An 11942-nucleotide genomic window follows, 5' to 3' on the forward strand; every position below is an offset into this window, starting at 1 on the left:
CGCCGAGGAGGCGTTCGGAGGGGAGACTCGGCCGCCGGGAGCGCCCATCGCTCCGATAGATTGCGGGCGTGACCGACGCACCCGGGCAGGAGAGCGCTCCGCCGCCGCGGCACTGGGAGGCCGACGTCCTCCTGCGCGACGGACGCACCGCCCACATCCGGCCGATCCGCGGCGAGGACGAGCAGCTGCTCGTCGACTTCTACTCCCGTGTCTCGGAGGAGTCGAAGTACTACCGGTTCTTCTCGCCGATGCCGACGCTGTCCGACAAGGACGTCGAGCGCTTCACGCACGTCGACCACGTCAACCGGGTGGCGTTCATCCTCACCGTCGGCGACGAGATGATCGCCGTCGGCCGCTACGACGCCCTCGACAGCACCAAGGCGGAGGTCGCCTTCCTCGTCGAGGACAGGCACCAGGGCCGGGGCATCGGCCAGCTGCTGCTCGAGCACCTCGCCCAGGCCGGCCGCGAGCGGGGGATCGAGACGTTCATCGCGGAGGTGCTCCCCGACAACCAGCCGATGATCCGCACCTTCAAGGACGCCGGCTACCGCGTGACCAGCCAGCTGGACGACGGTGTGATCGAGCTGGAGTTCCGCATCGACCCCACCGACACCGCCATCGGCGTGATGCAGCAGCGTGAGCACCGTGCGGAGTCGGCGAGCATCGAGCGCTTCTTCCGGCCGCGCTCCGTGGCCGTGATCGGCGCCAGCCGGCGGCAGGAGACCATCGGCCGCGCCCTGGTCCGCAACCTGGTGCTCGGCGACTTCACCGGCCGGGTCTACGTCGTCAACCCCAGCGCGGGCAGCGTGGCCGGCATGCCGGCGTACTCGTCGGTCGGCGACATCCCCGGCGAGGTCGACGTCGCGATCGTCGCGGTGCCCGCCGACGCCGTGCACGACGTGGTGCTCGACTGCGCTGCCAAGGGCGTGCACGGCCTGGTCGTCATCTCCTCCGGCTTCGCCGAGACCGGCGAGGAAGGCCGCCACCGCCAGCGCCGCCTGGTCGGGCTGTCCCGCTCCTACGGACTCCGGCTGATCGGCCCCAACGCCCTCGGCGTCATCAACACCGACCCCGAGATCAGGCTCAACGCGTCCCTCTCCGCCGTGATGCCGCCGCGTGGCCGCGCCGGCTTCTTCTGCCAGTCCGGTGCCCTCGGCTCGGCGATCCTGGAGAAGGTCAACAACCGCGGCCTGGGCCTCACGACGTTCGTCTCCGCCGGCAACCGCGCCGACGTGTCCGGCAACGACCTGCTGCAGTACTGGGAGGACGACGACGCCACCGAGGTCGTGCTGCTCTACCTCGAGTCCATCGGCAACCCGCGCAAGTTCTCCCGCGTCGCCCGCCGGGTGAGCCGGCGCAAGCCGATCATCGCGGTGCGCTCGGGCCGTGCGTCGCAGGGCGTGCCGATGGGCCACGCGGTCCGCAAGATCGCGGCGCCGGGACAGGCCGTGGACGCGATGTTCCGCCAGGCCGGTGTCATCCAGGTCGACACGCTGGAGGAGATGTTCGACGTCGCCCAGCTGCTCGCCCACCAGCCGCTGCCGCGCGGGCGCCGCGTCGCCGTGGTCGGCAACTCCGACGCCCTGGGCCTCCTCGCCGCGGACGCGGCGGCCGCGGTCGGCCTGGTCGTCAACAAGCAGGTCGCCCTGGGCGTGGACGCGGGTGCCGAGGAGTTCGAGGACGCCCTCGACGCCGCCATCGACGATCCCGACGTCGACGCCGTCACCGTCATCTACATCCCGCCGCTCAACGTCTCCGGCGAGGACGTCGCCAACGTGCTCGCCGCGGTCGGCGAGCAGAGCGACAAGCCGATCGTCACCACCTTCCTCGGCGCCGAGGGCGTGCCCGAGCTGCTCCGCGTCCCCGACGTCGCCGGCTCCAGCGCCGGCCGCGGCTCGGTGCCGTCCTATCCGGCCGTCGAGGCGGCGGTGCGGGCGCTGGCGCACGTCGTGGAGTACGCCGTGTGGCTGCGCACGCCGTCGAAGCCGCCCGCCGACGAGGAGCTGGTGGACCGGCAGGCCGCACGCCGGCTGGTCAACGAGCTGCTCATGCACCACCCCGAGGGCCATGACCTGGAGTTCTCCGAGCAGCAGGAGCTGCTGGCGGCCTACGGCATCGACCTCTGGGAGACCATCGCGGTCGCCAGCCTCGAGGAGGCCGTGGAGGCGGGCAAGCGGCTCGGCTGGGGCGTGGTGCTCAAGGCCACGGCCGAGCACCTCCGGCACCGCCCCGACCTGGCGCACGTGCGCCGCAACCTCGACGCGCCCGAGGACATGCAGCACGCCTGGGACGCGCTCAACGCGGTGATCACCGAGCCCGAGCGGGCCGGGTTCGTGGTGCAGGAGAACGCGCCCCCCGGCGTACCCATCGGGATCTCCTCCCTGGAGGACCCGTTGTTCGGCCCCGTCATCTCCTTCGGCATCGGGGGCCCGCTCACCGAGCTGCTGGGAGACCGGTCCTTCCGGATCCCGCCGCTGGCCGAGCACGACGCCCAGGACATGGTCCGCGAGATCAAGGCCTCACCGCTGCTGTTCGGCTACCGCGGCAGCGAGATCGTCGACGTCTCCGAGATCGAGCGGCTGGTGCGCCGGGTGGCCCAGCTCCAGCACGACCTGCCGCAGATCCGGTCCCTCGAGCTGCCGCTGGTCCTCGCCGGCGCGGAGGGCACGTCGGTGCTCGGCGCCTCGATGCGGATCGAGCCGGTGATCGACCCGAGGTCGGACTGGTTCGTGCGGCGGCTCTCCACACCACCGGGCGACACCCTGCCCGAGTAGGGCGTGAAAGACTCCGGACATGCGCAACAAGACGTCCGACCGCGCCGATGACCTCCGCACGGCCATCGAGCGCACGGGCTACTACCCGGAGGTCGTCGCCGACGGTGTCCTCTCCGCCCTCGCGGGGGAGGACGTCACCGACTTCTACGTCCACCACGAGCCGACGTTCGACCGCGACGAGGTGCGCCGCCATCTGACGGTGGTCGTGCTGACGCCGAGCCGGCTGATCGTGGCCCACACCGACGAGCACCCCGGCGACGACCTGCTGCCCGAGCCCTACACGTCCACCTCGACCGAGGCGATCGCCCTGTCGGCGGTGCGCTCCGTGGTGGTGACCCGGATGGTCGCCAACCCCACGAGCGGTCCTGCGCCCGCCGCCGAGGTGGTGCTCACGATCGGCTGGGGCGGAGTGGGGCGCGTCGACCTCGAGCCCGCCGGCTGCTCGGACCCGCAGTGCGAGGCCGACCACGGCTACACCGGCATGATCGCGGGCGACGACTTCTCGCTCCGCGTCTCGGCCGCGGCCGAGGGCCGCCAGGCCGTCGACGGGCTGCTGTCGTTCGCCGAGTCCCTGTCCGCCAGCACCCACTCCACGTGACCGCGTTCACGGAGCCGGCCTACGGCGTGCGCTCCCTTGGCGACGTCGTGCCCGCGGTGGCGCGGGCCCTCGGCGGCTCGGCCTCGGACGGCCTGGTCGCGCCATCGGGGCTCGTACTCCCCGACGCCGCGTCGTACGTCCTCTTCCTCGTCGACGGCCTGGGCGCCGAGCTGCTGCGCCGCTACGCCCACGCCGCGCCGTACCTCTCCTCCCTGGTCGAGGGCAGCACGACCGGCACCGCGGGCGTCCCTTCGACCACCGCGACGAGCCTCACCTCGCTCGGCACCGCGCTCACGCCCGGCAGCCACGGCCTGGTCGGCTTCACCGCGCGCATCCCCGGCACCGACCGGCTGCTCAACCACCTGTGGTGGGACAAGGACGTCGACCCGGTCGAGTGGCAGCCGCACCCGACGGCGTTCGCGCGGCTGGTGGCGGGCGGCGTGCAGGTGACGGTCATCAACAAGCGCGAGTTCAACGGCACCGGCCTGACCATCGCGGCCCACCGGGGGGCGGAGTACGTCGGGGCCGACCGCGTCGGCGAGCGGATCGCGGCCGTCGTGGCCGCCGCGGGTGGGCGGCCGTCGCTGACCTACGTCTACGACTCCGACCTCGACTGGACGGGCCACAAGTTCGGCGTCGCGTCGACCCAGTGGCTCCAGCAGCTGGCCATGGTCGACGCGGAGGCCGAGCAGATGCGCGAGGCGCTGCCCGCGTCCGTGCGCCTCCTGGTGGTCGCCGACCACGGGATGGTCGACAGCCCGACTTCGTCGCGCATCGACGTCGACGAGGTCACCGAGCTGCGCGACGGCGTGGCCCTGCTCGGCGGGGAGGCGCGGTTCCGCCACCTCTACTGCGCCCGCGGGGCCGTCGCGGACGTCGCCGCCACCTGGCGCGAGGTGCTGGGCTCCCGGGCCGAGGTGCTGACCCGCGACGAGGTTGCGCTGCGCGGCTGGTTCGGCGCCCTGACCCCCTCGGTGCTGCCGCGGATCGGCGACGTGGTGGTCGCCTGCCGCGACGACGCGGCGATCGTGTCGACGGTCGAGTTCCCCTACGAGAAGACGCTCGTCGGGCTGCACGGCTCGCTCACCGCTGCCGAGATGCTGATCCCGATCCTCGTCGACTGAAGCCGGGGGTGCGGCCCAGGTCGTACGGCGCGGCGCGTCAGCCGAACGGCAGCGGCTCGGGCGCCAGCGAGACCGCCTTGGCGCGCTCCGCGGTGAGCCGGCGGCGGTGGTGCTGGCGGCAGAGCACCTCGTAGGCGACCTCCGCCGGCTCGGCCTGGTCGACATCGCCGACCACGACCACGTCGCCCTCGGTCACCATCACGCCGTCGACGGTGCGGGCGTTGTGGGTGGCGCGCTTGCCGCACCAGCACAGCGCCTCGACTTGGAGGACGTTCATCCGGTCGGCGAGCTCCACGAGCCGGGCGCTGCCGGGGAACATCAGCGACCGGAAGTCGGTGAGGATGCCGAAGGCGAAGACGTCCATCTGCAGCTCGTCGACGACCTTCGCGAGCTGGTCGATCTGCTCGCGCGTGTAGAACTGGGCCTCGTCGCAGATCAGGTAGTCGATCCGGGCGCCCTGGGTGAGGGAGCGCACGACGTAGTGCCAGAAGTCGAAGTCCTCGGTCACCTCCAGGGCCTCGTGCGTCAGGCCGAGCCGGCTGGAGAGCACCGACTCACCGGCGCGGTCGTGGGCGGTGAAGATCCGCCCGATCCGGCCCCGCGCCGCGTGGTTGTGGTTGGTCTGGAGGGCGAGTGTGGACTTGCCGCTGTCCATCGTGCCGGTGAAGAAGTGCAGCTCTGCCATGAGGCGACGATCCTCCCACAGCGGACCTGCGCGACGTCACGTAGCCGCGCCGCCCGTCGTGGCAGCCGACGCGCCGCCGTCGTCCCGGCTGCGCAGCACGTGGGCCACCCACAGCACGAAGACGGCGTCCTCGGCGGGCAGGTCCTGCGTCGTCTCCAGCACGGGCCGGTTGCCCCACGACGAGGCCTTGCCGACCTCGCCGACGGGGACGCCGTCGCGCAGGAGCCGCAGCCGGCTGCTGAGCCACCCGGCCCGCTCGAGCCTGTAGATGCCGGTCGGCGTGGTGATCTCCTGCGTCGCCGAGAAGAACGTCGGCCGGTGGGCCCGCAGCAGCGGGGTGTCGCCCTGGAAGCCCCTCAGCTCGCGGCCCTCCGCCCGGAACGCCCACACCTGGCCGTCGACCTCCACCTCGGCCCGGGTGCGCAGCAGCGCCTTCCGCACGCCACCCATCACCTGGCCGTCGGCGAGCAGGACGTCGCCCTTCCCCCATTCCCAGCGCATGTGCTCACGGTAGCGGTGCCTCCGGTCGGGGTGCGGCAGGATGACGACATGACGGGTCCACTGATCTCCGCCGACGAGCTGGCCGAACGGCTGGACGAGGTCACGGTCCTCGACGTCCGCTACCAGCTGGGCGGACCGCCCGGCCACGCCGACTACGTCGCGGGCCACGTCCCGGGCGCGCGCTTCGTCGACATGGACGCCGACCTCGCCGACCCGCCGGGCGCCGGCGGGCGTCACCCGCTGCCGGAGGAGGCCAGGTTCGAGCAGGCGATGCGCCGGGCCGGGGTCTCGATGGACCGCCCCGTCGTCGTGTACGACGCGTGGCAGGGGCGCGCTGCCGCCCGCGCCTGGTGGCTGCTGCGCCACCACGGCCACCACGACGTCCGGGTGCTCGACGGCGGGTGGCCCGCCTGGCTGGCAGCGGGTGGGCAGGTCGAGACGGGTGACCGCGAGCAGGGGGAGGGTGACTTCACCGCGAGCCCGACCAAGGGGATGCCGAAGGTGGAGGCCGACGAGGTCCCCGGCATCGACGTCCTGGTCGACGCACGCGCCCCCGAGCGCTACCGCGGCGACATCGAGCCGGTCGACCCGGTGGCGGGCCACATCCCGGGAGCCGTCAACGTGCCGACCACGGACAACGTGGGGGAGGACGGCCGCTTCAAGGACCCCGCCACGCTGAGGAGCCTCTACGAGGCGGCCGGCGCGCGGGACGGCGCCCGTGTCGCGGCGTACTGCGGCTCCGGCGTGACCGCCACCCACGACATCCTCGCGATGGAGGTCGCCGACATCGCCGCGGCGCTCTACCCCGGCAGCTGGAGCGGCTGGATCACCGATCCCGACCGCCCGGTGGAGCGGGCCTGACGCATGGGCGGCGACGTCCGCATCGGCATCTCCGGGTGGACCTACCCGAGGTGGCGCGGCGACTTCTACCCCAAGGGGCTGCCGCACCGCCGCGAGCTGGAGTATGCCGCGACGCACCTTACGTCGATCGAGATCAACGGCTCGTTCTACTCGCTGCAGCGGCCGTCGTCCTACCGGAAGTGGCACGACGAGGTGCCCGACGACTTCGTCTTCGCGGTGAAGGGCGGCCGCTTCATCACCCACCTCAAGCGGCTGCGCGACGTCGAGGCGCCGCTGGCCAACTTCTTCGCCTCCGGCGTGCTCGCGCTCGGCCCCAAGCTCGGGCCGATCCTGTGGCAGCTGCCGGAGAACCTGAAGTTCGACGCGCAGCTCCTCGACGACTTCCTGGGCCGGCTGCCGCGCACGACGACCGAGGCCGTCGAGCTGGCCAAGAAGCACGACGACCGGCTCTCCGGAGACCGGCTGCACCTGGAGACCGACGCCGAACGGAAGGTCAAGCACGCCCTGGAGTTCCGCAGCAAGACCTTCGATGTCGCGGAGGCGTGCCGGATCCTCAGGAAGCACGAGGTCGCCTGCGTCCTGGCCGACACCGCCGGGCGCTGGCCGAAGGTCGAGGCGGACACCGCGGACTTCCGCTACGTGCGGCTGCACGGCGACAAGGAGCTCTACGCCAGTGGCTACGGCGACCGCTCGCTCGACGGGTGGGCGAAGAAGGTCCGCGGGTGGGCGGGGGAGCAGGACGTGTTCGTCTACTTCGACAACGACGTCAAGGGCCACGCGCCGCACGACGCGATGCGGCTGCTCGAGCGCGTCAGTCGAGGACGGTGACCTCGTCGCCGAGCGTGATGCGCCCGGTGGTCTCGGGGATCAGGTTGACGGCGAAGAGCACGGTGCCGTCGGCCGCCCGCCGGTGGCGTGCCAGCGTGCGGATCGGCTCCTTGCCCGTCTCGAGGGTGTCGAGGTCGACGGTCGTCAGCACGCAGCGATCCGACGGCTTGGCCATCCGCAGCCGCACCTCGCCCACCTGCACACGGCTCCAGCCGTCCTCGGCGAACGGCTCGTTGCCGTCGACCACGAGGTTGGGCCGGAACCGCTCCATCGGCACGGCTACCGGCTCCTCACCGCGCTCGACGGCGGTCTCGGCGACCCAGTCGTTGAGGCGGGCGAGCGAAGCCGTCGAGGCCAGGGTGACCGGATAGCCGTCGGCGTACGCCGTGTGGTCGCCCTCGCGGGTGTAGACGGGGTTGAGCCGCCGCCGGGTCGGGTCGTCGCACCAGACGAGGCGGAGGTCGTCGCGGCCCAGCGCCTTGCACAGCCAGGCGTCGGCCTCCACCCCAGCCGGTATGCCCCGGAGCTCGCGGGAGAACAGGCGGACGGGCACCGGGTCGCCGGCCGGCAGGCCGACGTGGAGCGCGTCGAGGCCGGGGGCGCGCAGCCGCAGGGCGGCACCGAGGCCGGGCCAGGTTGCCGGGGTGTCGGCCACGACCGCGAGAAGCGCGTGTGCCTCGCGCGCGGTCACCGCTGCACCGGCGCCGTCGACCACGATCCACGACCGGTCGTCGGCGAGGCCGCGCGGCAGCACCTCCGACGCCGGCAGCGGCCGGATGGCCGTGCTCTTGACCGGATGGACAGCGATCCCCGTGAGCCTCACGGAGGCATTCCTACCAGTGCACGCCCTTGAACACCTTGGCGAGCATGATCTGCTCGCTCTCGCGCGCACCCGGCTCGCCCGCCTGGCCCCTCGCCGCGGCGGAGTCGGGGAACACGTGGTAGGCCATGTTGAGCAACCGGAAGGACGCCTTCGGCGCCACCGTGTGCGCGATCGCGCCGGCGTTGCCGAGCATCGTGTTGATCTCGTGCGGCTTCTCCACCATCGCCTTGACCAGCAGGTCGGCCGCCTGCGCGGGGGAGATGGTCGGGAACTTGTCGTAGATCCTGGTCGGCGCGATCATCGGCGTCCGCACCAGCGGCATGTGGATGTTGGTGAACGTGATGCCGTTGCCGACGACCTCGCTGGCCACGACGTTGCTCCAGGAGTCGAGCGCCGACTTGGAGGCGACGTACGCCGAGAAGCGGGGCGGGTTGGTCTGCACACCGATCGAGCTCACGTTGACGATGTGGCCCGACCTCTGCTCCTTCATCATCGGGATCAGCCCCATCACCAGGCGGATGGCGCCAAAGTAGTTGAGCTGCATCGTGCGCTCGAAGTCGTGGAAGCGGTCCTGCGAGAGGTGCAGCGAGCGGCGGATCGAGCGGCCGGCGTTGTTGACCACGAAGTCCACCGACGGCAGCTCGGTCGTGACCTGCTCGCAGAGCAGGTCGATCGCCTCGAGGTCGGAGAGGTCGCAGGGGTAGACGTGGGCCTGCCCGCCGCGCATCTCGATGAGCGAACGCGTCTCCTCGAGCTTGTCCTTGCCGCGGGCCACCAGCACCGGGATGCCGCCGCACTGCGCGACCTTGAGCGCGGTGACCTGGCCGATGCCCGACGAGGCCCCGGTGATCACGACGTGCTTGCCCGCCAGCGCGGCCCGGTTGGCGGGGTTGCGGCCCGTGCTCTCGTCGAGGTGGTCCTCCCAGTAGCCCCACAGGGTGCGCGCATAGGACTCCAGGTCCGGCACGGCGACGCCGGAGCCCGATAGCGCCTTCTCCGTCCGTCGCGAGTCGAAGACGGTGGGGAAGCTGGTGTGCCCGAGCACCTCGGCAGGGATGCCGAGGCGCCCGATCGTCTGGTCGAGCAGCAGCTGAGCGGGACCTGACCGCACCAGCGCCCCGACGTACGACGAGGGGCGCAGGGCGCGGGGGATGAGGCCGAGCAGGCCGGCGGACGTGGCGCGGCGGTCGACCGGCGTGGCGAACTGGGGCGCGCCGGCGGCCCGGCAGAACAGGTTGAGGGTGTCCACCACCGGCTGCGGCTCGGGATTGACCAGGTGGAAGGTCTCACCGTCGTGACCGGGGACGTGCGCCAGGTGGTCCATCGCCTTGGCGACGTAGTCCACCGGCACGACGTTGGTGTCGCCGAGGTCGACGCCGACGAGCGGCAACCAGGCGGGCAGGTGGTCGCGGAGGCCCTTCAGCAGCGGGAAGAAGTAGTAGGGGCCGTCGACCTTGTCCATCGCTCCGCTCTCGGAGTGGCCGACCACGATGGCCGGGCGGTAGACCCGCCACGGGACTGCGCCCTCGGTGCGGACGACCTTCTCCGACTCGTACTTGGTGCGGTGGTAGGGCGAGTGCAGGCCCTGCCCCTCCTCGAACATGGTCTCGTCGAAGGTGCCGCGGTAGTCGCCGGCCACCGCCACGCTCGAGACGTGGTGGAAGCAGCCGGGCCTCAGGGCGTCGGCGAGGTCGAGGGCGTTGCGGGTGCCGCCGACGTTGAGCCGCTCGTTGCTGTCGTCGTCGGCGGTCATGTCGTAGATCGCCGCGAGGTGGAAGAAGTGGTCGATCGTGTCGGCGTGCTCGGCGACCCACTCGGGGTCGACGCCCAGGCCGGGCTCGGCCAGGTCACCCGTCACGGGGACCACCCGGCTGCTGTCCCAGCGACGCATCAGCGTCTCCAGGCGGCCCATCGAGCCGGGACGGCAGAGGACGAAGACGTCCCCGTCGCGGTGGTCGAGGAGCTCCTCGACGAGATGCCGGCCGATGAAGCCCGTAGCGCCAGTCACGAAGTAGGACATGGCGGGAGACTACTCAGGAGTAGGCGGCCTGTCAGGAGCGTCCAGACTCGCCCGGGCCCCCGAACATGATCTCGTCCCAGCTCGGCACCGAGGCCCGGCCGCGGGTCTTGCGGGCGGGGCGGCGGGCCGGGGGCTCGGAGGCACGCGCCTCCCCGGCCCTCTCCTCGCGCGGGGCCTCCGGCTCGTCGTCGTCGAGGAACGCCTCGACCGGCTGCTCGGCACCCAGACCGGCGGTCTCGCTGAGGTCGAGCGTCGTCTCGGCGGCGCTGGGCTCCTCGGGACGAGGCGGCTCGGGGGAGACCAGCTCGATCGCGTCCTCACCCAGCGGCAGCTCGTCGGCGTCGTCACCCGGCACCGCGGACAGCCTGCGCCGGCGGGCCTGCTCGAGGTCGTCGCGCGAGGGCCCTTCCACCCTGGTGGGCTGGTCGCCGACCAGCCAGCGGGCGTCGTCGTCCTCCAGGGTGACGAAGTTGCCGCGCACGTCGTAGGAGAACGTCGCGCTGCCCTTGCGCTTGCCGGCGGTGAAGGCGCCACTCAGCGTCCAGCGCCCGTCCTCGCGCCGCCAGGCGTCCCACTCGACCGAGTCGGGGTCGACGTTGACGGCCCGGAGCTGGGCGGCCACGGCCTGGCCCAGGGTGCGGGCGCCCGTGTCGCCCGACTTGCGGCGTACGGAGGAGGTCTGCGCCCGCTGGGCGACGTGGGCACGCTCGTCCATCACCGGACCCGCGTAGACCATGATCCGGTCGACGGTGGTCTGCGCCGCCTGCGCCACCGACTCGGGTGACTCGCCGGCCCGGATGCGGGCCTGGATGTCGCGGGGGCGGAGGGCTGATTCCATCTGGATCTCCAACTGACCGAGGCGGGTGGTCTCACCGCGGACGGCGGCCTTGAGCGGGGCGTCGATGTCGAGGGTGTGCTCGGTCCCACGGTCGTCGACGAGCAGGAGGCGCTTGCCGTCCTTGCTTCGCCCGGCGAGCGTGAGGTGTGCCATGTCGGACGAGCCTACGCCAGCGGGCGAGGCCGGCGCGGCTACGTGAGCGGCGTGCCTGCGGATAGCGTGCCGCTCCGTGCCCCCTGAGCCCTCGCCCTTCCTCGTCGCCCTCGACCTCCTGGGCATCTTCGTCTTCGCGGTCACCGGCGCGCTGGTGGCGGTGCGCAAGCGCCTCGACATCTTCGGCGCACTGGTGCTGGCCGGGGTCACCGGGCTCGGCGGCGGTTTCGTGCGCGACGTGCTGATCGGCGCCACCCCACCCGCCGCGCTGGCCGACTGGCGCTACCTGATGGTGCCGGTGGCGGGCGGGCTCGTCACGTTCCTCTTCCACCCGACCGTGGGGCGGCTCGAGCGGGGCGTCAACGTGCTCGACGCCTTCGGCCTCTCGCTCTTCTGCGTGACCGGTGCGCTCAAGGCGGTGGCGTTCGGCCTCGGACCGGTGCCGGCGGCGTTGCTGGGAATGATCACCGGCATCGGCGGCGGCATGCTCCGAGACGTGCTCGCCGGCCGGGTCCCGATGGTCTTCCTGGGCCACCTCTACGCCACGCCGGCGCTCGCCGGCGCCGCGATCGCCGTCCTCCTCGACCGGGTCGGGCAGCCGCAGCTCGTCGTCGCCCTGGCCGGCTTCGGGGTGTGCCTGGTCTTCCGCCTCGTGGCGATGGTGAGGGACTGGAAGGCCCCACTGCCCTCCGGCCCGGCGAGCGTCTAGGGACGCCTCAGTCGCCGAGGACGCGCCG

General features: G+C 72.3%; 11 protein-coding genes. 6 read left to right on the plus strand and 5 right to left on the minus strand.

Annotated features, from left to right (window positions below; all coding sequences use genetic code 11):
* The first annotated feature begins 68 nt into the window (after positions 1 to 68).
* From DDE18_RS05070 to DDE18_RS05080, 3 genes are read left to right on the plus strand one after another with little or no spacing between them, the layout of a single operon-like run.
* Entirely contained in the window at positions 69 to 2774 is a 2706-nt protein-coding gene (locus DDE18_RS05070; protein ID WP_116571169.1) for a bifunctional acetate--CoA ligase family protein/GNAT family N-acetyltransferase, read from the plus strand.
* 19 nt (positions 2775 to 2793) lie between these two features.
* Positions 2794 to 3372 (plus strand): DUF5998 family protein, encoded by a 579-nt coding sequence (locus DDE18_RS05075; protein WP_116571170.1) that lies wholly within the window; start codon positions 2794 to 2796, stop codon positions 3370 to 3372.
* Entirely contained in the window at positions 3369 to 4496 is a 1128-nt protein-coding gene (locus DDE18_RS05080) for an alkaline phosphatase family protein (protein WP_116571171.1), read from the plus strand. Before DDE18_RS05075 ends, DDE18_RS05080 begins: the two co-directional genes overlap by 4 nt.
* A gap of 37 nt (positions 4497 to 4533) precedes the next feature.
* Here the strand turns inward: DDE18_RS05080 and DDE18_RS05085 are convergent, their stop codons facing one another.
* A complete protein-coding gene (locus tag DDE18_RS05085; RefSeq protein ID WP_116571172.1) occupies positions 4534 to 5181 on the minus strand; it encodes a thymidine kinase in 648 nt (215 codons plus the stop codon).
* A 36-nt stretch (positions 5182 to 5217) separates the two neighbouring features.
* On the minus strand, positions 5218 to 5682 hold the full coding sequence (locus tag DDE18_RS05090; RefSeq protein WP_116571173.1) for a hypothetical protein: 465 nt from the start codon (positions 5680 to 5682) through the stop codon (positions 5218 to 5220).
* Between the two features lie 48 nt (positions 5683 to 5730).
* On the opposite strand from DDE18_RS05090, the gene DDE18_RS05095 reads away from it, so the two are divergent.
* Positions 5731 to 6543 (plus strand): sulfurtransferase, encoded by an 813-nt coding sequence (locus DDE18_RS05095; RefSeq protein ID WP_116571500.1) that lies wholly within the window; start codon positions 5731 to 5733, stop codon positions 6541 to 6543.
* A gap of 3 nt (positions 6544 to 6546) precedes the next feature.
* A complete protein-coding gene (locus DDE18_RS05100) occupies positions 6547 to 7371 on the plus strand; it encodes a DUF72 domain-containing protein (protein ID WP_116571174.1) in 825 nt (274 codons plus the stop codon).
* Here DDE18_RS05100 and DDE18_RS05105 read toward each other — a convergent pair.
* From DDE18_RS05105 to sepH, 3 genes are read right to left on the minus strand one after another with little or no spacing between them, the layout of a single operon-like run.
* Positions 7355 to 8194 carry an MOSC domain-containing protein gene (locus DDE18_RS05105; RefSeq protein WP_170313267.1) on the minus strand — a complete coding sequence of 280 codons (840 nt, stop codon included), beginning with the start codon at positions 8192 to 8194 and terminating at the stop codon, positions 7355 to 7357. The genes DDE18_RS05100 and DDE18_RS05105 overlap by 17 nt on opposite strands.
* A 10-nt stretch (positions 8195 to 8204) precedes the next feature.
* Positions 8205 to 10214 (minus strand): SDR family oxidoreductase, encoded by a 2010-nt coding sequence (locus DDE18_RS05110; RefSeq protein WP_116571176.1) that lies wholly within the window; start codon positions 10212 to 10214, stop codon positions 8205 to 8207.
* Between the two features lie 31 nt (positions 10215 to 10245).
* On the minus strand, positions 10246 to 11205 hold the full coding sequence (gene sepH / locus DDE18_RS05115; protein ID WP_165821043.1) for a septation protein SepH: 960 nt from the start codon (positions 11203 to 11205) through the stop codon (positions 10246 to 10248).
* A gap of 76 nt (positions 11206 to 11281) precedes the next feature.
* Between sepH and DDE18_RS05120 the strand changes: the two genes are divergently transcribed.
* The gene (locus tag DDE18_RS05120; protein ID WP_116571501.1) at positions 11282 to 11914 is read left to right on the plus strand and encodes a trimeric intracellular cation channel family protein; all 633 of its coding nucleotides are present in this window, start codon (positions 11282 to 11284) and stop codon (positions 11912 to 11914) included.
* Positions 11915 to 11942 lie beyond the last annotated feature (28 nt).

Origin of the sequence: Nocardioides gansuensis (genome assembly GCF_003076135.1) — a bacterium.
In the GTDB taxonomy this organism is placed as follows: Bacteria; Actinomycetota; Actinomycetes; order Propionibacteriales; family Nocardioidaceae; genus Nocardioides; species Nocardioides gansuensis.

Excerpts from the sequence above, each read along its gene's own strand:
- DDE18_RS05075 (WP_116571170.1), top strand. The coding sequence starts at position 2,794 with ATGCGCAACAAGACGTCCGACCGCGCCGATGACCTCCGCACGGCCATC.
- DDE18_RS05085 (WP_116571172.1), bottom strand. The coding sequence starts at position 5,181 with ATGGCAGAGCTGCACTTCTTCACCGGCACGATGGACAGCGGCAAGTCC.
- DDE18_RS05090 (WP_116571173.1), bottom strand. The coding sequence starts at position 5,682 with ATGCGCTGGGAATGGGGGAAGGGCGACGTCCTGCTCGCCGACGGCCAG.
- DDE18_RS05095 (WP_116571500.1), top strand. The coding sequence starts at position 5,731 with ATGACGGGTCCACTGATCTCCGCCGACGAGCTGGCCGAACGGCTGGAC.
- DDE18_RS05100 (WP_116571174.1), top strand. The coding sequence starts at position 6,547 with ATGGGCGGCGACGTCCGCATCGGCATCTCCGGGTGGACCTACCCGAGG.
- DDE18_RS05110 (WP_116571176.1), bottom strand. The coding sequence starts at position 10,214 with ATGTCCTACTTCGTGACTGGCGCTACGGGCTTCATCGGCCGGCATCTC.
- sepH (WP_165821043.1), bottom strand. The coding sequence starts at position 11,205 with ATGGCACACCTCACGCTCGCCGGGCGAAGCAAGGACGGCAAGCGCCTC.